We start from the raw sequence: 20,211 nt of genomic DNA, 5'->3' as shown, positions 1-20,211 counted from the left end.
GAATTTCCTGAACGGGTGGATGGGCCGGGCTTTCCGGGTGCGTGTACCATAGCGGTTTTGTTGCATTGCGGGAATACGGATGTCATTGCCCTACGAGTTGCTGATCGGCCTGCGCTACACGCGGGCCAAGCGCCGCAACCATTTCATTTCCTTCATCTCGCTGATCTCGATGGCCGGCATCGGCCTCGGCGTCGCCGCGCTGATCGTCGTCCTCTCGGTGATGAACGGCTTCCAGAAGGAGTTGCGCACGCGCATCCTCGGCGTCGCCTCGCACATCCAGATCACCGGCATCGACGCCGGCCTCGCCGACTGGCAGTCGATCGCGGCCCAGGCGAAGCGCCATCCGGAAGTCCGCGAGACCGCGCCCTTCGTCCAGTCGCAGGGGATGTTCTCGGTCGATGGCGACGTCAAGGGGGCGCTGATCCGCGGCATCCTGCCCGACCTCGAGGACGGCGTCGCCGATTTCCGCAAGACGATCAAGAGCGGCAGCCTCGATGCGCTCAAGCCGGGCGAGTTCGGGGTCGTCCTCGGTGCCGACCTGGCGCGCTCCTTGCGCGTGTTCACCGGCGACAAGGTGACGCTGATCGCGCCCCAGGGCACCGTCACGCCGGCCGGCGTGGTGCCGCGGGTGCGCTCGTTCACGGTGGTCGGCATCTTCGAGGTCGGCATGTACGAGTACGACTCGGGGCTGGCCCTGATCCACCTGCAGGACGCCCAGCGCCTGTACCAGATGGGCGACAGCGTCAGCGGCGTGCGCCTCAAGGTCGACGACCTGTTCAAGGCGCCGCGCATCGCCCGCGAGCTGGTTGCCTACATCAACGCCGATGCCTACCTGCACGACTGGACCAAGAGCCACGCCAACTTCTTCCGCGCGGTGCAGATCGAGAAGACGATGATGTTCATCATCCTCTCGCTGATCGTCGCCGTCGCCGCCTTCAACCTGGTGTCCACGCTGGTCATGGCGGTCACCGACAAGCAGGCCGACATAGCCATCCTGCGCACGCTCGGCGCCCGGCCGCGCTCGATCATGGCGGTGTTCATGATCCAGGGGGCGCTGGTCGGCTGCATCGGCCTCGGCCTCGGCGTCGCCGGTGGCGTCGCGCTGGCGCTCAACATCGACGTCGTGGTGCCGGCACTCGAGCGCCTGCTCGGCATCCAGTTCCTGGCCAAGGACGTCTATTACATTTCCGACCTGCCGTCCGAGCTGCTCTGGAGCGATGTCTGGGGTGTCACCCTGATCGCCTTCGTGCTCTCGCTGCTGGCCACGCTTTACCCGAGCTGGCGGGCGGCCCGCGTCAATCCGGCGGAGGCCCTGCGCTATGAGTGAAATCGTTCTCCAGGCCCGGGGCCTGGCCAAGACCTTCCGTGGCGGCGGTCTCGACGTTGCCGTCCTGTCCGGCATCGACCTCGACGTTGCCGCCGGCACCACGCTCGCCGTGGTCGGTGCCTCCGGTTCGGGCAAGAGCACCTTGCTGCACCTGCTCGGCGGCCTCGACGCGCCGAGCGCCGGAACGGTCTCGCTGATGGGCCGCGATTTTTCGTCCTTGAACGAGGTCGACCGTGGTGACTGGCGCAACCGTCACCTTGGCTTCGTCTACCAGTTCCACCACCTGCTGCCCGAGTTCTCGGCCCAGGAAAACGTCGCCATGCCGCTGCTGATCCGCCGCACGCCGCGTGCCGAGGCCCTCGAACGGGCTGCCGCAATGCTCGCCGCGGTCGGCCTCGGCCATCGCCTGGCGCACCGTCCCGGCGAACTTTCGGGCGGCGAGCGGCAGCGCGCCGCGATCGCCCGTGCCCTGGTTTCCCATCCATCGTGCATACTCGCGGATGAACCAACCGGAAATCTCGACAGTCATACCGCCGGGGTGGTTTTCGATCTGCTGCTCGAGCACGTCCGGCGCCAGGGCGCCAGCCTGATCATGGTCACGCACGACCGGGCGCTGGCGGCAAGGGCGGATTCCTTGATCGAACTTAATGATGGCAGATTAGTTGGTTTGTAATATCTTCTGTAATATTTTGCTGTTTTGGTGAGTTTTTGGCCGTAATGTTGGCCAAGGGGGGGTAAAAATGCGTGCCTTGTTCATGCCTGCGGTGGCTTTGATGAACCGCCTGCGCTTTCGCGCCAAGTTCATTTTTCTCGGCAGTGCGCTGGTCCTTGTGCTGCTGGTCCTGTTGTACACGCTGTTCATCAACCTCAGTCGCGACATCAAGACCGCCGAGCACGAACTGGTCGGGCTGCAGATGCTGAAGCCGATGAACCGGGCAGTGCAGTACATGCAGCAGCATCGCGGCCTGTCGTCGGGGGTGCTCAACGGCAACGAGGCCATGAAGGAAAGGCGCGCCGCCGTTAACCAGGAAGTCGAAAAGGCCGTGCGCGAGACTGACGCGGTGCTGAGCCCGACGCTGCGTGACAGCGAGGCCTGGAAGGCGATCCGCGCCGACTGGTCGGAAATCAGCCAGAACGGCCTGAGCTGGCAGGCGCCAGAGAATCTCAAGCGGCATTCACAGATGATCGCCAAGATCCTGATCTTCATGGTCGATCTGGCCGACGAAACCGAGCTGACGCTGGATCCGGCGATCGATACCTACTATTTCATGGATACCGTCGTTGACAAGATGCCGGCCATGCTCGAGCCACTTGGCATCATGCGGGCCCGCGGTACCGGCGTGCTCAGCGCGCACGAGCTGACACTCGAGATGCGCCGCGAGATCACCGCCTTGCTCGATCGCCTGAGCGGCACGCTGCGCCTGCAGAACTCCAACCTGGAAAAATCGATGAAGTACGCGCCCGAACTGCAGGCGACGCTGTCCGGCCCGACCGGCCAGTTCACCGAGGCGACGCAGCAGGTGCTCAAGCTGGTCCAGGACGATATTCTCGGCGAGCGTTTCACGACCAAGCCGGCCGATTACTTCGCGATGACCACGCAGGTCATCGACCTCGGCTACAAGATCATGTTCGAGACCCTGATCCCGCAGTTCGAGACCCAGTTGCAGGCGCGCAAGGCCCATGCCGAGCGCGTGCTCATGCTGCAGGCGGCGCTGTCCACGCTGGTCCTGCTTCTGGTCAGCTATTTCGGGGTCGGTACCTATTATTCGGTGATCGGTACCGTCGAGGTATTCTCGACCGGCGCCAAGCGCATGGCCGACGGCGACATGACCGTCCGTTTCGCCACCGACGGCAGTGATGAACTGCACGCCGCCGGCCGCGACCTGAACGACATGGCGGCTTCGATCCGCCAGTTGCTCGCCCGCATCCAGGCCGATGTCGGCCAGTTGCGCGGTGCTTCCGGCGACCTGGCCACGTCGAGTCAGCAGATTTCCCGCAGCGCCGGCTCGCAGAGCGATTCGGCCTCGAGCATGGCGGCCTCGGTCGAGCAGATGACCGTCGGCGTCGATCACATCGCCAAGAATGCCCAGGATGCCGAATCCTACTCGCGCGAATCCGATCGGGTGGCGGGCGAAGGCGGTGAAATCGTTCGCCAGGTGGTGATCGAAATCCAGAGCATCGCCGATTCGGTGAACCATTCGGCGGCCAGCGTCGAGGCGCTTGGCCGGCAGTCCGACGAGATTTCGGCGATCGTCGGCACGATCAAGGACATCGCCGACCAGACCAACCTGCTGGCGCTGAATGCGGCGATCGAAGCGGCACGCGCCGGCGAGTCCGGGCGCGGTTTCGCGGTGGTTGCCGACGAAGTGCGCAAGCTGGCCGAGCGGACCACCAAGTCGACCCAGGAAATCGCCGCGATGATCGCCGCCATCCAGTCCGGTACGGCGACCGCCGTGGACAGCATGAAGCACGGCGTCGACCGGGTCGCGGTCGGCGTCGTCGAGGCGCAGCGCGCCGGCGAGTCGATCGGCCAGGTTCAGGCGCATTCGCGCAAGGTCATGGAAGCGGTGTCGGAAATCACCGTCGCATTGCGCGAGCAGGCCGCGGCGAGCACCGAGATCGCCCAGAACGTCGAGCGCATCGCCCAGATGGCCGAGGAAAACAACGCCGCCGCCGGCAGCAACGCACAGACCGCCGACGGCCTGCGCCAGCTGGCCGAAACGCTCAACAGCGAGGTCGGCCGCTTCCGCACCTGAACGGCCAGCCGGTTCCTCCCGCCGGCACCGCCCACGCCCGCTTCGGCGGGCGTATTATTTTGCGCTCAACCAAAAAAAACGCATCCAGGGAGGATGACTGATGATTTTCGATATCGAAAACGAGACCTTGCCACGCGAGGAACTCGAGGCCTTGCAGCTGCGTCGCCTGCGCAGCACCGTCGAACGCTGCTATGCGACGGTCAAGTTCTACCGCGAAGCGATGGACGAACTGGAGGTCAAGCCGCACCACATCCAGTCGCTGGCCGACGCCCGCCTGCTGCCCTTCACCAAGAAGGAGCAGCTGCGCGACAACTACCCCTTCGGCATGTTCGCCGTGCCCACCGAGCAGGTCGTCCGTGTCCATGCCTCGTCCGGCACCACCGGCAAGCCGACCGTCGTCGGCTATACCCGGCGCGACATCGCCAACTGGGCGCAGCTGGTCGCCCGCAGTCTGGCTGCGGCCGGCCTGCGCCCCGGCGACCGGCTGCACAACGCCTACGGCTACGGGCTGTTCACCGGCGGGCTCGGACTGCACTACGGCGCCGAGGAGCTGGGCGTGCTGACCGTACCGATGTCCGGCGGCCAGACCCAGAAGCAGGTCATGCTGCTCTCCGATTTCGAAGCCACCGCGATATGCTGTACCCCGTCGTATGCGCTGAACATCGCCGAGGAGGCCGAGAGCATCGGCGTCGACGTGCGCAAGCTGGCGCTGCGCGTCGGCATCTTCGGTGCCGAGCCGTGGACCGAGGAAATGCGCTACGAGATCGAGTCGCGGCTCGGGCTGGCAGCGATCGACATCTACGGGCTGTCGGAAGTGATGGGGCCGGGCGTTGGCATCGAGTGCATCGAGGCCAAGAAGGGGCTGCACATCTGGGAAGACCATTTCCTGGTCGAGTGCGTCGACGTCAATACCGGCCAGCCGGTGGCCGACGGCGAGGAGGGCGAGATCGTGTTCACCTCGCTGACCAAGGAAGCCTTCCCGATCCTCCGCTACCGCACCCGCGACATCTCGGTGATCGAGCGCACGCCGTGCCGCTGCGGCCGCACGCATGCCCGCATCCGGCGCATTTCGGGGCGTTCCGACGACATGCTGATCATCCGCGGGGTGAATGTCTTCCCGACCCAGGTCGAGGCAGTGCTGATGCGTACCGAGACCTTGTCACCCTTCTACCAGATCGAGGTGTTCCGCGAAGGCTTCATGGATTCGATGGTGGTCAACGTCGAGGCCAGCCCGCCGCTGTTCGCGCGCGGCCAGGAGGCGATGGACCGGATCGCCGCCAAGGTGCAGAAGGACATCAAGGACTTCATCGGCGTTTCCTGCCAGGTGGTCGTCAAGCCAACCGGCTCGGTCGAGCGTTCGATGGGCAAGGCGGTCCGCGTCATCGACCACCGCAGGAAGTCAGGCTGAGTTGCGCTGCCGGCGCCGGTGCCAGTGGCGGACCAGGTAGAGCCGCCAGGCGCCGCGCGTCAGCAGGTAGCCGGCCAGCGCCAGGACGTCGGCAAGGACGATCAGCCCGACCGTCAGCGGCCGGGCGACGGCCAGCATCCAGTCCTGCATGGCCTGGCTCCAGGCGACGAAGTCGGCCGGATTGAGCGGCGGCGGCACCAGGAAGCCGCCGCTGTCGCCGATCAGCAGGCGACCGATCTGATAAGCCAGCAGATAAAGCGGGACGATCGTGAACGGGTTGGTGTAGAGCGTCACCAGCAGCGCGACCGGCAGGTTGACGCGGAACTTGATCGCACAGAAGGCGGCGCCGAGCATCTGCAGCGGGCCGGGGATCAGGCCGCAGAACATGCCGGCGGCGACGGCGCCGGCCGCCGAGCGACGGTTCAGATGCCACAGGCGGGGATGCAGCAGGCTGTTCTCGAACGGGCGCAACCAGCGGTTGCGGCGGATCGTCTCGTGGTCGGGCAGGTATTTTTTCAGCAGGCGGCGCATCGGCCGATTATCGCAAAACAAGGGCGTCGCCGTTTGTGACGCTTCGTGCCATGATATTGGCATGCGCCTTGCCATCCTTGCCTTCGCCGCCGGCGTCTTCTGGTTGCAGACCCGGGCCGAGCTGCCGCTGCCGGCGGCCTGGCTCGGCGCCGGCCTGGCCTGCCTGCTGGCGGCGAGGCTGGGCGGCCGCCGGATCGGTCGGCCGCTGCTGCTGCTCGCCGGCTTCCTGCTCGGCGTCGCCTGGGCCGGCTGGCGCGCCGAACTGCGCCTCGACGACGCGCTCGGTGCCGACTGGGAAGGCCGTGACGTCGTCGTCACCGGCTGTGTCGCCGGCCTGCCGCAGCCGTTCGCGCAGGGCTGGCGCTTCGAATTTGCCGTGGACACGGTGTCGACCGTCAACGCCGTCGTGCCGCAACGCCTGCAGCTCGCCTGGTATCACAGCAGCCAGGCGGCGCCGGCAGTCGAGCCGGGCCAGCGCTGGCGGCTCACGGTGCGCCTGAAGCGGCCGCACGGCGGCGCCAATCCCGGCGGTTTCGACTACGAGGCCTGGCTGCTCGAGCGCGGCATCCGCGCTACCGGCTACGTCCGCCCGGGGCCGGCGGACAAGCTGGCTGACTTCGTCTGGCGCCCGGCCTACGTCGTCGAGGCGCTGCGCGCCGTCGTCCAGCGTAATTTCACCCGCCTGATGCCGGCCGAAAGCTGGCCGTGGGGCGGCATTCTCACCGCGCTGGCGGTCGGCGACCAGCGGGCGGTCGACGGCGACTTGTGGACGCTCTTCAACCGCACCGGCACGACCCATCTGATGGCCATCAGCGGCCTGCACGTGACCATGGTCGCCGGCCTCTTCGGCTGGCTGGCGGCAGCGCTCTGGCGACGCCTGCCGGGCGCGCCGCTGCTCTGCCCGGCGCAGCGCGTCGGCCTGCTCGCGGCGGCCCTGGCCGCGGCGGCGTACGCGCTGCTCGCCGGCTTTGCCGTGCCCGCGCAGCGGACCTTGTACATGTTGCTGGTGGCTGCTGCGGCACTGTGGTCGGGGCGCCAGCCGGCGCCCAGCCGGACGCTGGCGCTGGCCCTGCTGGCGGTGCTGCTGGCCGATCCCTGGGCGCCGCTGGCCGCCGGTTTCTGGCTTTCCTTCGCTGCCGTCGGCGCCTTGCTCTACATCGGCAGCGCGCTTCCCGCCGGTGCCGGCTGGGGCCAGCGCCTGCGCGGCTGGGGCGCCGTCCAGTGGGCGGCAACGCTGGCCTCGCTGCCGTTGCTGATGTGGGTGTTCCAGCAGTTCTCGCTGGTCTCGCCGCTGGCCAACGCGCTGGCGGTGCCGCTGATCAGCTTCGCGGTGACGCCGCTGGCCCTGCTTGCCGCCGTGCTGCCGTGGCCGCCGTTGCTGATGCTGGCGCACGGGTTGCTCGACCTGCTCATGCGCTTTCTCTTCTGGTGCGCCGCCTGGCCGCTCTGGCAGGCGCCGGCGCCGCCGCCCTGGGCGGTCGTCCTGGCCGGCCTCGGGGTGGCGCTGTGCCTGCTGCCGCGCGGTCTGCCCGGGCGCTGGCTGGGCCTGCTGCTGGTGGTGCCGGCGGTGGCCTGGCCGCCGGCGGCGATTCCCTTCGCCGAGGCGCGGATCGACGTCCTCGACGTCGGCCAGGGGCAGGCGGTGGTCGTGCGCACCCGGCGTCACGCGCTGGTCTACGACCCCGGGCCGCTCTACGGCGGCGACGCCGATGCCGGGCAACGGGTGCTCGTGCCTTACCTGCGCTGGCTCGGTGTCGCGCGTCTCGACCGCGTCGTGGTCAGTCATGGCGACGCCGACCATGCCGGCGGCGCCGCCTCGCTGCGCGCCGCCCTGCCGGTCGACCGCTGGCTGTCGTCGGCGCCCGAGTTCGGCGAGCGCTGCCAGGCCGGCCAGCGCTGGCAATGGGACGGCGTCGATTTCCTCATCCTGCATCCGGCCGCCGCCGACTACGACCGGGGCCGGGGCCGCAACGCGCTTTCCTGCGTCCTGCGCATCGACGCCGGCGAGCGCCGCCTGCTGCTCACCGCCGACATCGAAGCCGCCGACGAGGCGGCGCTGATCGCCCGCGACGCCGCCGCGCTGCACGCCGACCTGCTGCTGGCGCCGCATCACGGCGCCGCCGGCGCTTCGTCGGCGGCCTTCGTGTCCACGGTCGACGCCGCCGAGGTGCTGTTTTCCGCCGGCTACCGCAATCGTTTCGGGCATCCGCGGCCGGCCGTGCTCGCGCGCTATGCCGCCGGCGGTGCCCGGCTCTGGCGTACCGACCGCGACGGCGCCCTGCGCATCCGCCTGGCGCCGCAGCGCGTCGAGGTCGAGGCCTGGCGCCGCCAGCATCGGCGCTACTGGCACGGACGGTGATACATTTCGCACAGGAGGAAGAGAGCGATGACAAAACAACAACGGCTCGTCCAGTGCCTGAGTCCCTCGGGCCTGCACCGGATGGCGTACTACGAATGGGGCGAGCGCGACAATCCGCGCGTGCTTGTCTGCGTCCATGGCCTGACCCGCAACGGCAGCGATTTCGACACGCTGGCGGCGGCGCTCTGCGGCCACTACCGGGTGATCTGTCCCGACGTCGTCGGCCGCGGCCAGAGCGGGCGCCTGCGCGATCCGGCCGGCTACGCGATTCCGCAGTACGTCGCCGACATGGTCACGCTGATCGCCCGCCTCAACGTCGATTCGGTGCATTGGCTGGGGACCTCGATGGGCGGGCTGATCGGCATGGCGCTGGCGGCCCAGGCCTCGTCGCCGATCCACCGGCTGGTGCTCAACGACGTCGGGCCGCTGATCGCCGTCGACGCCCTCCGGCGCATTGCCGCCTACGTCGGTGCCGATCCGGACTGGGCCAGCTTCGACGAGGCGCTGGCCTACGTTCGCCAGGTCAGCGCGCCGTTCGGGCCGCTGACCGAGGCGCAGTGGTACGCGCTCACCGAGAGCAGCGTCGTCCGCCGCGACGACGGGCGCTGGGCCTTTCGCTACGATCCGCGCATCGGCGAGCCGTTCCGCGCCGCCTTCGTCGATCGCGACATCGACCTGTGGCCGCTTTACGAGGCGATTGCCTGCCCGGTGCTGGCGATCCGCGGCGGCGAATCCGACCTGCTCGCGCCCGAGGTCTGGCGGCGCATGGGCGATTGCGGTCCACGGGCAAAACTGGCCGAAATTCCCGGTGTCGGGCATGCCCCGATGTTCCAGTCGGCGGAGCAGATCGCCGTCGTCCGCGATTTCCTGTTGAGCGCATGAAACACCTGACCGTCAACGCGCTTCGCCTCGAATACCGCGATTTGCCCGCCACCGCCGCCGGCCGGCCGACGCTGGTGCTGTTGCACGAAGGCCTCGGCTGCGTCGCCATGTGGCGCGATTTCCCGGACAAGCTGGCGGCGGCCAGTGGCTGCCGCGTCGTCGTCTATTCGCGGCCGGGCTACGGTGCTTCCGAGCCGCATCGGCAGGCGCGGCGTCCCGACTACATGCACCGCGAGGCGCGCGAGGTGCTGCCCGCGCTGCTCGCCGCGCTGGCCATCGAAAAACCGGTGCTGGTCGGTCACAGCGACGGCGGCAGCATCGCGCTGATCCACGCCGGCAGCTTTCCCGACGCGGTCGCCGGCGTCGTCGCCATGGCGCCGCATGAATTCGTCGAGGCCGAAACCCTGGCCGGCATTCGCGCTGCCCGCGCCTTCTGGGCGAGCAGCGACTGGCCGCAGAAACTGGCGCGCTACCACCGCGACGCCGCGCGCGTCTTCGCCGACTGGAACGACTGCTGGCTGTCGCCGGAATTCCGCGACTGGAACATCGAGGCCTGCCTGCCGGCGATCCGCTGTCCGGTGCTGGCCATCCAGGGCGAGGACGACGAGTATGCGACGCTGCGCCAGATCGAGGTGATCGGCGAACGGGTGGCGGGCGCCGCGCTGCTCAAGCTGGCCGCCTGCGGCCACACGCCGCAGCGCGACCAGGAAGCGGCCGTGCTGGCGGCGATTGTCGCTTTCGTCGGCGGGCTTGCCTAAAGCGCGACCAGTTGGCTGCGGTAGCGCACCGCGTTGTCCACGTAGTGCGCCGCCGATTTCTCCAGCCTGGCGACCTCGTCGTCGCTCAGCTGGCGCACCACCTTGCCCGGCGAGCCGACGATCAGGCTGCGCTCGGGAAAGACCTTGCCCTCGGGGATCAGCGTGTTGGCGCCGACGATGCAGTGCTTGCCGATCACCGCCCGGTTGAGGATCACCGAGCCGATGCCGATCAGGCTGCCGTCGCCGATGGTGCAGCCGTGCAGCATGACCAGGTGGCCGACGGTGACGTTGGCGCCGATGTGCAGCGGCACGCCTTCGTCGGTGTGCAGCACCGAGCCGTCCTGGATGTTGCTGTTGGCGCCGATGTGGATCGGATCGTTGTCGCCGCGCAGCGTCGCGTTCCACCAGATCGAGGCGTTGGCGCCGAGGCGGACGTCGCCGATCACCGTTGCGTTCGGGGCGACCCAGGCGCTGGCGTCGAGTTGCGGGGTCTTGCCGGGAAGCTGGAAGAGGGGCATGGCGTCTCCTGGAAATTGTCGTTTTTTCACGGTCGACCGTGAAAACGCATGATAAACCGGGCGGGCTTGTTGGCGGGCAGGGCGGCTGGCATCATGCCGTCGACCCTGACGGAGAAGCCCAATTGCCCGACCTCAACGCGTTGACCGCCGAACTGCTGGCCTTCCGCGACGCCCGCGACTGGCGCCAGTTCCACTCGCTGCGCAACCTGATCGTCTCGCTCAACCTCGAAGCCGGCGAACTGCTCGAGCTGACGCAATGGCGGCGCGACGACGAGATCGAGGCGCTGCCGGCCGATGCCCGGGCCGCCGAGGCGCTGCGCGACGAGTGCGCCGACATCCTGCTCTACCTGCTGCTGATCGCCGACAAGGCCGGCATCGACCTGCTCGCCGCGGCCCGCGCCAAGCTCGTCAAGAACGGCGAGAAATACCCGGTGGACAAGGCCCGCGGCTCGCGCGCCAAATACACCGAACTGGGCTGAGGCGATGGCCGACGACGGCTTCTACCGCGACCTGCCGGCGGCAGTCGCCTTCGCCGAGGCGATCGATACCCGCGCCCACGTCGACCTGCCCGACGACTGGTGGGTGGCGATCGCCGACGTCGTCGATTCGACGCAGGCGATCGCCGATGGCGCCTACAAGAAGGTGAATACCGTCGGTGTCGCCTGCATCGCGGCGATCGCCAACCTCGAGCGCAGCCTCGAGCTGCCGTTCGTCTTCGGCGGCGACGGCGCCACCTTCGCGCTGCCCGAGCGCCTGCGGGCGCCGGCCATCGTTGCCTTGCGCGGCGCCCAGCGGCTGGCCGCCGCGAGCTTCGGCCTGCAGTTGCGCGCCGGCCTGGTCCGCGTCGGCGACCTGCGCCGCGACGGCCACTGGGTGCGCATCGGCAAGCTGGCGTTGTCGCCGCTGGTCAGCCAGCCGTTGCTCTCGGGGCGCGGCTGGGACGAGGCCGAGCGTCGGGTCAAGGGCGAGGGCGCCGGCGTCTGCCGCGTCGATCCCGACGGCGGCCCGGCGCAGGCCGATTTTTCCGGTTTCGAGTGCCGCTGGCAGAACGTGCCCAGCTTCCGCGACGTCAAGCTGGCGCTGATCGTCGTCGCTACCGCGCCCGAGCCGGCGGTCAACCAGGCCACCTATGGCCGGGTGCTGGCGGCGATCGATGAAATCTTCGGCGACCTCGGCGCCCACCACCCGCTGCGCGCGCAGCGCCTGCAACTCGCCTTCGCACCGCGGGCGCTGGCCGGCGAGACGCTGGTGCGCACGGTCGACCGCGGTTTTTGGGCAAAAACCGGCTACGCGCTGCGCATCCTGCTGCAGAACCTGGCCGGCTGCTACCTGTTCGCACGCGGCATCGACACGCGGGCGGTGCGCTGGAGCCGCTACCGCGACGACCTGGTGGCAAATACCGATTTCCGCAAGTTCGACGGCGCCCTGCGCATGGTCGTCGATGCCAGCCAGGCGCAGATCGCCGCGCTGCAGGCCCGGCTCGCCGCCGAGCAGGCGGCCGGCGCGCTGGCCTGGGGCATGCACAGCTCGCGCGAGGCGCTGATCACCTGCCTGGTCGAATCGCATGCCGGACGCCATCTGCATTTCGTCGACGGCAGCGAGGGCGGCTACGCGCTGGCGGCGCGCCAGCTCAAGGCCCAGCTGGCGGCGGCACGGCCGCCGCAGGCGCTCAGCTAGTCTGGCTTTCCAGCGTGTGGCGGGCGCCCGGCCCCTGGGCGAGCAGCGTTGCCAGTGCCGGCAGCGTCTCGTGCAGTGTCTTTTCCAGCGTCCACGGCGGGTTGATGACGAACATGCCGCTGCCGTACATGCCGAAGCCGTCGCGCGGCGGCGCCTTGACTTCGAGCGTGGCGTTCAGCCAGTTGGGCACGCCCAGGCGCTTCAGGCGATCCGGCAGCTGGCGCGATTCGGGCTTGAGCAGCAGCGGATACCACAGCGCGTAGGTGCCGGTCGGGAAGCGCTTCATCGCTTCCTGCAGCGCCTTGATCACGTTGGCGTAGTCGGCCTTGGTCTCGTACGAGGGGTCGATCAGCACCAGCGCCCGGCGCGGCGGCGGCGGCAGGATCGCCTTGAGGCCGGCGAAGCCGTCGCCCTCGGTGATGGCGACCTGGCGACCGGCGCCATGGAAGCATTCCTGGAGCAGCTTGCCGTCGCTGCTGTGCATCTCGTACAGGCGCAGCCGGTCGCTCTCGCGCAGCAGCTGACGGGCCAGCCAGGGCGAGCCGGGGTAGTGCCTGAGCTGGCCGTCCGGGTTGAGCATCTTGACGAAATCGAGGTAATCGACCGCGGCCGGCGGCAGGCTGGTCGCGTTCCACAGCCGGCCGACGCCGTCGCGCCATTCGGCGAGCTTGCTGGCGTGGGCCGAGTCGAGCGCGTAACGGCCGGCACCGGCGTGGGTGTCGATGATCCAGAAGGGCGCAGGTTTCTCGCCGAGATACTGGGCGATCTGCAGCAGGATCAGGTGTTTGAGCACGTCGGCGTGGTTGCCGGCGTGATAGGCGTGGCGGTAACTGAGCATGGCAGGCAGTATACTTCGACCCCATGCCCATTTACGAAAGCATTTTCATCCTCGCGGCGGCCGCCGGCGTCTGGTTCTGGCTCGATTCGCTGAAGGCCCGCGAGGTCGCCATCGCCGCCGCCCGTGCCGCCTGCGCCGAGGAAGGCCTGCAGTTCCTCGACGACACCGCGATCGGCAACATTGCCGGCCTGGCCCGCGATGACGCCGGCCGCCTGCGCCTGCGCCGGCGGCTGCGTTTCGAATACAGCGATACCGGCGACAACCGCCGCAACGGCAGCGTCGTGCTGCTCGGCCATGCGGTCGAGTACCTGCACCTGCGTCCCCAACTCTACGTGGTACCCAAGACCCATGAAACCCGGCATTGAAGACATCGAATTCCACGGCATCCCGGCCCTGCGCCTGCACGGCCCGCAAGGCAGCAGCGCGGTCATCGCCAGGCTTGGCGCGCAGGTGCTGTCCTGGATCACCCCCGACGGCCGCGAGCGCCTCTATCTGTCCGAGCGGGCGGTGTTCGACGGCAGCGTCGCGATCCGCGGCGGCGTCCCGGTCTGCTTCCCGCAGTTCTCCGATCGCGGCGAGCTGCCCCGCCACGGCCTGGTCCGCACCCGCCAGTGGGAAGTCAGCGCCCGCCGCAGCGGCGACGACTACGCGCTGGTCACACTGAGCACCGGCGACGATGCCGCCAGCCGCGCCCTGTGGCCGCATGCCTTCAATCTCGAGCTGACGCTGATGCTCGAAGCCGACCGCATCGACCTCGAACTGTGCGTCGCCAACACCGGCGAGCTGCCCTTCGAATTCACCGCCGCGCTGCACACCTACCTGCGCGTCGTCCAGGTCGAGGACGTCGCCCTCGAAGGCCTCTACGGCCACGATTACCGCGACGCGGCCAACGCCGACGCAGTGCAGCGCGACAGCGGCACCGAGTTGACGGTCGACGGCGAAACCGACCGGATTTACCGCCGCGTCCGCCGGCCGCAACTGCTGCGCGCCGGCAACCTCAGCCTCGGCATCCAGCAGCAGGGATTCCCCGATACCGTGGTGTGGAATCCCTGGGTCGACAAGTGCGCCAAGCTCGCCGACCTGCCGGCCGACGGCTGGCGTCACCTGCTCTGTGTCGAAGCCGCTGCTGCCGACACCCGCCAGCAGCTTGCCGCCGGCGACGAGTGGTACGGCCGGCAGACGCTGGTCGCGGTGTAGCCTTTGTCGGGTTGACGACAGGCGCAAGCCTGTCGGATGCCCCTGCCGGCGCGCTTTGGCTGGTGGTCCGCGGCTTGCTTTCTGTCGACCATGAACGCCGTCGAACCCGCGCCCGTCGTCTCGCTTCCCCGCATTCCGCCCGGCATGCTCGAGGGCTTCGCACGCCAGGAACTGGCCCGCGGCTACCTGCTATCAACGCCGGGTGATGCCCGCGACCAGGTGCTGATCGTCGACCAGGGGCGGCTACGCGTCTACCTGGCCGGTGAAAGCCGCGAACTCAGCCTGAGCTTCCTCGAGCCGGGCGACATCTACACCACCCACACGCCGACCTATCTCGAGGCGGTCGTGCCGACCACCGTCTGGTTGATGGAAACCCGCCGTTTCGCGCGCAAGCTGGCCAGCGATCCGGCGGTGACGCCGGTGATGATGCGCGTCCTCGGCCGCCTCCTGGTCAATGCAGTCAACCTGATCGAGGATCTCGCCTTCCGCGAGGTGCCGGCACGCCTGGCGCGCTTCCTCACCGGCCTTGCCGAACGCCGCGGGCGGCCGCTCGACGGCGGCATCTGGCTGGTGCCGCTCGACCTCGGTACCGAGGACATCGCCAGCCTGCTCGGCTCGACCCGGCAGACGGTGTCGTCGCTGCTCAACCAGTGGGAGCGCGACGGCATCCTCCGTCGCCAGGGCCGGCGGGTGCTCTACATCCACACGCTCGACAGCCTGCGCCGCCTCGGCGCCGAAATCTAGCGACTGTCGGCCAGCCGACGGACGCGCCCCGGCGTCGGCTGGCAAGATGCCGCCATCGACCGTTCAAGGAGCCACCGATGGAAACCGCCCAGGATCGCCAGCCGGCTTGCGGCTGCAGCAGGAATACCGACCGCTATGTCAGTTTCGACGGCATCGACTGTGCCGGCAATGCCCGTCGGGTGATGGAGATGATCGCCCGCAACATCGTCGCCAGCGGCCGCGAGCAGCCGTTCTGGAACTACTTCATGGCCAAGCGCACGCCGAAGAGCGGGCCGGCGCCCGACGACCTCTTCCTGGTTCATTCGCACATCAACCAAATCCGCGAGTTCTTCGAGGAATGCCACGACCTGGAAGCGCTCGAACTGCTCTTCCAGGTCGAGGAGGAATGCTGCTGATTCAGCGCAGCCAGCGCTCGGCGAAGACCGTTGCGCTTACCGGGCGGCCGAGCAGGTAGCCCTGGCCTTCCTGGCAGCCGAGCTCGAGCAGCGCGGCTGCCTGTTCGGCGCTCTCGATGCCCTCGGCGATTGTGCGCAGGCCGAGGGTGCGGCCCATGGCGATGACAGTGGCGACGATCGCGTGGTCGTTGCGGTCGACCAGCATGTCGCGGACGAAGGACTGGTCGATCTTCAGCTTGTCGGCCGGCAGGCGCTTCAGGTAGGCCAGCGACGAGTAGCCGGTGCCGAAATCGTCGATTGCCAGCGAGAAGCCGGCGGCGCTCAGCTGGTTGGCCAGTTCGATGGCCAGGTCGATGTTGCGCATCATCCCGCTCTCGGTCAGTTCGAGCTCGAAGCGTGCCGGCGTCAGGCCGTGCTGCGCGATGCGCTCGCCGGCCTGCTTGGGGAAGGTGGCGTCCTCGACCTGCTGGGCGGCGATGTTGATCGAGAGGCGGCCGGGGAAGGCCAGGCCGGCCGCCTGCCAGGCCTGCAGCTGGCGGCAGGCGGCGTCGATGACCCAGGTGCTGAGCAGCGGCATCATCCCGCGCTCTTCGGCGATCGGGATGAAGACCCCCGGGCTGATCGCACCCTGTTGCGGATGCTGCCAGCGCAGCAGGGCCTCGGCGCCGACCAGGCGGTTGCAGGCGAGGTCGAACTGCGGCTGGAAGGCCAGTGCCAACTCGCCGTCGCCATCCTGCAGTGCCGCCTTGAGGTCGCGGGCGAGGGCGATGCGCTCGGCCAGGCCGCTGCTCATCCCGGGGTCGTAGAACATGTAGCGCTGCGCTCCGCCCTTGGCGCGGTACATGGCGATGTCGGCGTTGCGCAGCAGCTCGTCGGGCGTGCCGCCGTCGTTCGGGTGGACGGCGATGCCGATGCTGACGCCGAGCGAGAAGACGTGGCCGGCAGCGGCGATCGGCGCGTCGAGCGCGTGCGCCAGGCGGTCGGCGATGTAGGCGGCGCCGGCATGTTCGACGGTGGGCGCGACGACGGCGAATTCGTCGCCGCCGAGGCGGGCGAGCAGTTCGTTCTGGCGCAGCACGTGGCGGAAACGGCGGGCGACCTCGCGCAGCACCGCGTCGCCGACTTCGTGGCCCTGCGTGTCATTGACTTCCTTGAAGCGGTCGAGGTCGAGGAAGAGCACCGCGACCTTGCCCTCGTTGCGTGTCGCCAGACCTTGTGCCTGCTGCAGGCGATCGAGGAAGAGGGCGCGGTTGGGCAGCTCGGTGAGCGGGTCGTAGAGCGCCAGGTGCTCGAGCGCCTGCGCCGCCTTCTTGCGGTCGGTGATGTCCTGCAGGCTGAACTGCAGCAACTGGCGCGGGCCGTGGTGGAAGGCCATTAGGTGCACCTCGGCCTCCCAGCGTTCGCCGTCCGGGCGGCGATGCCGCCATTCGAAGACCAGCGAGCCGCAGGCCAGCGCGCTGCGGATCTTCTCGTCGATCGCCGCCGGGCTGGCCCGGCCGTCGGACTGGTAGGGGGCCGAGACGTCGGCCGGGCGCAGACCGATGACCTTGTGCCGGTCGCCGTAGCGGTAGATGTCGGCGGCGGCCTGGTTGCAGTCGATGAAGCAGCCCCTCTCCGGGTCGAGCACGACCAGCGGGATGCGCGAGTCGGAGAAGAGCAGCTTGTTGTAGGCCTCGCTGTCGCGCACCTTTTCCTCGGCCTGGCGCAGCGCCGCGATCTGCTGGCGCAGCTCGTCGGCCTGGGCGGTGATCTGCGCGTGGTTCTGCTGCAGCAGGCGTCGCATGCCGTCGTGGGCAGCGGCCAGCTGGCGGATTTCGCTGATCGAGCTGCGCACCAGGCTGGGCGGTGTGAAATCAAGCTGGCCGATGCGGCTGCTGGCCGCTGCCAGCTCCTCGAGCGGCCGGGCGATGCGTCGCGCCTGCTGGCGCACGACCAGGGCCGCCAGGGCCAGCATCGCCAGCAGGCCGGCGGCGGCGATGCCGCCGGCGGACAGCCAGTCGGGCGCGAAATCGGCGCAGGGGGCGAGGGTGACCAGGTGCAGCGTTTGGTCGCCGAGCCGGTAATCGACGATGCGCACGAACCAGCCGCCATCCTCGCCGGCTACCCGGCGGACGTTGTCGAAGGGCCGTTCGCGCCATTCGGCGAGGGCCCGGTCGAGGGCCGGCAGGCCGAGTTCGCCGGCCGGCTTGAGCACTTTCGCCAGCCACGCCTGCGCCGGGGTGGTGGCTGCGGCGGCGGGCAGGGCGAGGACGCGCAGGTCTTCGGTCAGGACCAGGGCCAGGCCGTGCTCGCCGACCCTGGCCTGCATCGTCGTCGCCGACAGGTCGCGCAGCATCAGGTCGATGCCGAGGACGAGCTGGCGGCCGTCGTCGAGACTGATCCGGCGGGCGGCGGTGATGCCGGGGTCGCCGGTGGTGAACAGGATGTAGGGCGCCGTCCAGCGGATGCCGTCGCCGGCCTGGGCGGCGCGGTACCAGTCGCGCCGGCGCGGGTCGTAGTCGAGTTCCTGCCAGTATTCGCGGCTGTGGCCGGCGGCGTCGCGTTCGAGAAAGCGCTGCCGCTCGCCCCAGCGGGCGCGGTCGGTGAGGCGGTTGCGCCAGCCGCCGTCGGGCAGTTCGAGCAGCATCCAGCCACGCCCCTCGTTGTCGCCGGCGACCACCGAGGTGGCCTTGGGCAGGGCGCGCAGCACCGGCTCGAACAGGTGGTTGAAGGCATCGGGGTCGTCGATCGCCGGCGGGGTCCGGGCCAGCCAGGCATCGGCCATCTCGAGCAGGCGGTTGGCCGGGCTGAAGGCGAGGTCGAGTTCGGCCTGCAGGCGGGTCGTCGCGGTCGCGAAATGGCTGGCGGCGATGCGTTCGGCCAGCGGTCCGAAGCCGAGTCCGACGAAGCCGCCGGCGACGACCAGCACGGCGCCGCAGACCAGCAGTCCGACGCGGACGCGCAGGCTCTGGCGCAGCGGCACGGCGTTGTCGACGAGCGGATTCATGGCATCGGTGGCGGCATCCGGGACGTTTCGGAAACGATAGCACAAGACGATCGGCGGTTGCGCCGCCGGATTTTTTGATCTGCGCCGGTTTTCCGGGGCGGCGACTTGGTCTATAGTTGCCGCCCATGCGCCACCTGTTCGCTTCCTTTTCCCGATTGCTCGCCATCGTCCTGGCGCTGACCGTGCTCGCGCCCGGTTTCGGCTGGCAGTCGGCCGGCGGCCTGGTCGGTGAGGCGCAGGCGGCGAGTGCGGAAAACGCCCATGCCATGCTGCACGGCGGCGAAGCCGACTGTGCCGATTGCGCCGAGCATGCCGCGCATGCCGGCGACGATTGCGGCGAACGCCATCACCACTGCTGTCCCGGGCACATCCTCGGGCATCTGCCGGGGCAGGTGGCGGGCAACCTGATGTTGCCGCTGCCGGTACGCGACGATCTTGCGGTTGATCGCAACAACCGGCGTTTTTCCTCGCGCGTTCCCGACGGTCTCGAACGACCGCCCAGAGTTGCCGGCGCCTGAGCGCCGGCGGCTGATCCGTTGAATTTCCTGTAGTCCGGCTCGTTCGAGCCGGCAACGGCAAAGCGCCGGCTGTGTTCCATCCAGCCGGAGATTTCCCATGCGCTGCAATGCGCGAATCCTTGTCTTGCTGGCGCTGGTCCTGGTCGAACCGGTCCGCGCCGAACCCCTGGCCACCCTGCCGCAGGCTTTTGCCGCGGCCTGGGCCAGGCATCCCCTGTCGCAATCGCTGCCGCTCCAGCGCAGCGCCGCGGCTGCCCGTCTCGATGCCGCCGCGGCGTGGACGCCGGAACCGACGGCGCTTGAAATCGGCGGCCGCAGCGACCGTTTCAACCGTGACCGCGGTGCCGAGGAAGTCGAGCTCGGTCTCGCCGTACCGCTGTGGCTGCCCGGCGAGCGCAGTGCCAGCCGGGCGCTGGCGGCGGCCGACAGCGGCCTGCTCGAAGGCCGAGCAGGCAGCCTGCGCCTGCAACTGGCCGGCGAGCTGCGTGCTGCCTGGTGGGACTGGCAGCTGGCCCGCGACGAGGCGGCGCTCGCCGAGGCCACGGCGGCCAGCGCCGCCCGCCTGCGCGACGACGTCGCCCGCCGCGTTGCCGCCGGCGACCTGGCCCGTGCCGACCTGCACCAGGCGGCCGGCGCCTTGGCCGCGGCCGAGGCCGATCAGGCCGAGGCGGCGGTCCGGGTCGAAGCCGCCGCCGCCCGCCTGCAGTGGCTGACCGGCAGCGCGCCCGGCGTCGTCGAGCTGCGTCCGGAAATGCCGCCGGCGGAGGCTGCCGACTGGCTGGCCGCTCATCCGGCGCTGGCCGAGCTTAACGCCCGCGCCGAGCAGGCGCGGCAGACCCAGGAACTGGCGCGCACGCGCAGCCGGGCCAATCCGGAGCTGACCGTGGCCACCCGCCGCGAACGTGGCGCCAGCGGCGAAGCCGCCGAGCGCAGCTGGTCGCTCGGCCTGCGCATCCCGCTCGCATCAGGGCCGCGGCACACGGCAGCGATCGCCGAAGCCGGCGCCGACCGGGTCGAGGCCGAGCTCGCCGCCGGGCGCGAAGGCGAGCGCCTGCAGCAGGCCGCGCAACTGGCGCGCAGCCAGTGGCAGGCGGCCGAACGCCGGCGCCAGGCGAGCGACGAGCGGGCCCGCCTGGCGCGCGAGACGCAGGCATTTTTCGACAAGGCCTTCCGCCTCGGCGAGAGCGACCTGCCGACGCGCCTGCGCATCGCCCAGGAAACCCTAGCCGCCGAACGCGCCGCCAGCCGCGCGCGCATCCAGCAGGCCGCCGCGCTGTCGGCCTATCGCCAGGCCCTCGGCCTGCTACCGGAATGAAA

General features: G+C 69.3%; 19 protein-coding genes. 15 read left to right on the top strand and 4 right to left on the bottom strand.

Translation table 11 applies throughout. The features are described from left to right. The first annotated feature begins 85 nt into the window (after positions 1-85). From DFR40_RS04395 to DFR40_RS04380, 4 genes are all read left to right on the top strand, one after another. A complete protein-coding gene (locus DFR40_RS04395; protein ID WP_211329731.1) occupies positions 86-1,327 on the top strand; it encodes a lipoprotein-releasing ABC transporter permease subunit in 1,242 nt (413 codons plus the stop codon). Beyond that, positions 1,320-2,000: an ABC transporter ATP-binding protein gene (locus DFR40_RS04390; protein WP_121457254.1), complete on the top strand. Its 681-nt coding sequence runs from the start codon at positions 1,320-1,322 to the stop codon at positions 1,998-2,000. Before DFR40_RS04395 ends, DFR40_RS04390 begins: the two co-directional genes overlap by 8 nt. Before the next feature lie 100 nt (positions 2,001-2,100). After that, positions 2,101-4,083, top strand: coding sequence for a methyl-accepting chemotaxis protein (locus DFR40_RS04385; protein WP_170160153.1), 1,983 nt, complete (start codon positions 2,101-2,103; stop codon positions 4,081-4,083). A gap of 100 nt (positions 4,084-4,183) precedes the next feature. After that, positions 4,184-5,491, top strand: coding sequence for a phenylacetate--CoA ligase family protein (locus DFR40_RS04380; protein ID WP_121457252.1), 1,308 nt, complete (start codon positions 4,184-4,186; stop codon positions 5,489-5,491). Here DFR40_RS04380 and DFR40_RS04375 read toward each other — a convergent pair. Further along, complete coding sequence (locus DFR40_RS04375; RefSeq protein ID WP_121457251.1) at positions 5,483-6,022, bottom strand: DUF2062 domain-containing protein; 540 nt, start codon at positions 6,020-6,022, stop codon at positions 5,483-5,485. The genes DFR40_RS04380 and DFR40_RS04375 overlap by 9 nt on opposite strands. 61 nt (positions 6,023-6,083) lie before the next feature. On the opposite strand from DFR40_RS04375, the gene DFR40_RS04370 reads away from it, so the two are divergent. Genes DFR40_RS04370 through DFR40_RS04360 form a run of 3 tightly spaced genes read left to right on the top strand, consistent with a single transcriptional unit; the run spans position 6,084 to position 10,021 of the window. After that, complete coding sequence (locus tag DFR40_RS04370) at positions 6,084-8,381, top strand: DNA internalization-related competence protein ComEC/Rec2 (RefSeq protein WP_121457250.1); 2,298 nt, start codon at positions 6,084-6,086, stop codon at positions 8,379-8,381. A 27-nt stretch (positions 8,382-8,408) separates the two neighbouring features. Further along, complete coding sequence (locus DFR40_RS04365; RefSeq protein ID WP_121457249.1) at positions 8,409-9,263, top strand: alpha/beta fold hydrolase; 855 nt, start codon at positions 8,409-8,411, stop codon at positions 9,261-9,263. Continuing rightward, on the top strand, positions 9,260-10,021 hold the full coding sequence (locus tag DFR40_RS04360) for an alpha/beta fold hydrolase (RefSeq protein WP_121457248.1): 762 nt from the start codon (positions 9,260-9,262) through the stop codon (positions 10,019-10,021). Before DFR40_RS04365 ends, DFR40_RS04360 begins: the two co-directional genes overlap by 4 nt. Here the strand turns inward: DFR40_RS04360 and DFR40_RS04355 are convergent. Further along, a complete protein-coding gene (locus tag DFR40_RS04355; RefSeq protein ID WP_121457247.1) occupies positions 10,018-10,539 on the bottom strand; it encodes a gamma carbonic anhydrase family protein in 522 nt (173 codons plus the stop codon). The genes DFR40_RS04360 and DFR40_RS04355 overlap by 4 nt on opposite strands. A gap of 122 nt (positions 10,540-10,661) precedes the next feature. On the opposite strand from DFR40_RS04355, the gene DFR40_RS04350 reads away from it, so the two are divergent. Both DFR40_RS04350 and DFR40_RS04345 read left to right on the top strand, forming a co-directional pair. Beyond that, entirely contained in the window at positions 10,662-11,018 is a 357-nt protein-coding gene (locus DFR40_RS04350; protein WP_121457246.1) for a nucleotide pyrophosphohydrolase, read from the top strand. A gap of 4 nt (positions 11,019-11,022) precedes the next feature. Further along, positions 11,023-12,216 carry a DUF3095 domain-containing protein gene (locus DFR40_RS04345; protein WP_121457245.1) on the top strand — a complete coding sequence of 398 codons (1,194 nt, stop codon included), beginning with the start codon at positions 11,023-11,025 and terminating at the stop codon, positions 12,214-12,216. On the opposite strand, the gene DFR40_RS04340 is transcribed toward DFR40_RS04345, so the two are convergent. Then, complete coding sequence (locus DFR40_RS04340) at positions 12,209-13,054, bottom strand: 23S rRNA (adenine(2030)-N(6))-methyltransferase RlmJ (protein ID WP_121457244.1); 846 nt, start codon at positions 13,052-13,054, stop codon at positions 12,209-12,211. The two genes, DFR40_RS04345 and DFR40_RS04340, sit on opposite strands and share 8 nt — an antisense overlap. Positions 13,055-13,077: 23 nt before the next feature. Here DFR40_RS04340 and DFR40_RS04335 point away from each other — a divergent pair, with 23 nt between their 5' ends. From DFR40_RS04335 to cowN, 4 genes are all read left to right on the top strand, one after another. Then, positions 13,078-13,419: a DUF3301 domain-containing protein gene (locus DFR40_RS04335; protein WP_121457243.1), complete on the top strand. Its 342-nt coding sequence runs from the start codon at positions 13,078-13,080 to the stop codon at positions 13,417-13,419. Then, complete coding sequence (locus DFR40_RS04330) at positions 13,403-14,251, top strand: D-hexose-6-phosphate mutarotase (protein ID WP_121457242.1); 849 nt, start codon at positions 13,403-13,405, stop codon at positions 14,249-14,251. The genes DFR40_RS04335 and DFR40_RS04330 overlap by 17 nt, the downstream gene beginning before the upstream one ends. A 90-nt stretch (positions 14,252-14,341) precedes the next feature. Beyond that, a complete protein-coding gene (locus DFR40_RS04325; RefSeq protein ID WP_121457241.1) occupies positions 14,342-14,995 on the top strand; it encodes a Crp/Fnr family transcriptional regulator in 654 nt (217 codons plus the stop codon). A gap of 77 nt (positions 14,996-15,072) precedes the next feature. Beyond that, positions 15,073-15,390, top strand: a complete 318-nt coding sequence (gene cowN / locus DFR40_RS04320; RefSeq protein WP_121457240.1) for a N(2)-fixation sustaining protein CowN — start codon at positions 15,073-15,075, stop codon at positions 15,388-15,390. A gap of 1 nt (position 15,391) precedes the next feature. Here the strand turns inward: cowN and DFR40_RS04315 are convergent, their stop codons facing one another. Then, positions 15,392-18,376, bottom strand: a complete 2,985-nt coding sequence (locus tag DFR40_RS04315) for a bifunctional diguanylate cyclase/phosphodiesterase (RefSeq protein ID WP_121457239.1) — start codon at positions 18,374-18,376, stop codon at positions 15,392-15,394. 125 nt (positions 18,377-18,501) lie between these two features. On the opposite strand from DFR40_RS04315, the gene DFR40_RS04310 reads away from it, so the two are divergent. Next, complete coding sequence (locus DFR40_RS04310) at positions 18,502-18,894, top strand: hypothetical protein (RefSeq protein ID WP_121457238.1); 393 nt, start codon at positions 18,502-18,504, stop codon at positions 18,892-18,894. A 97-nt stretch (positions 18,895-18,991) separates the two neighbouring features. Further along, positions 18,992-20,209: a TolC family protein gene (locus tag DFR40_RS04305; RefSeq protein WP_121457237.1), complete on the top strand. Its 1,218-nt coding sequence runs from the start codon at positions 18,992-18,994 to the stop codon at positions 20,207-20,209. The last annotated feature ends 2 nt before the right edge of the window (positions 20,210-20,211 follow it).

The organism is Azonexus fungiphilus (assembly GCF_003634965.1).
In the GTDB taxonomy this organism is placed as follows: domain Bacteria; phylum Pseudomonadota; class Gammaproteobacteria; order Burkholderiales; family Rhodocyclaceae; genus Azonexus; species Azonexus fungiphilus.
The sequence above is the reverse complement of the archived record's forward strand: the minus strand, read 5'-3'. Positions and strand labels throughout refer to the sequence as shown.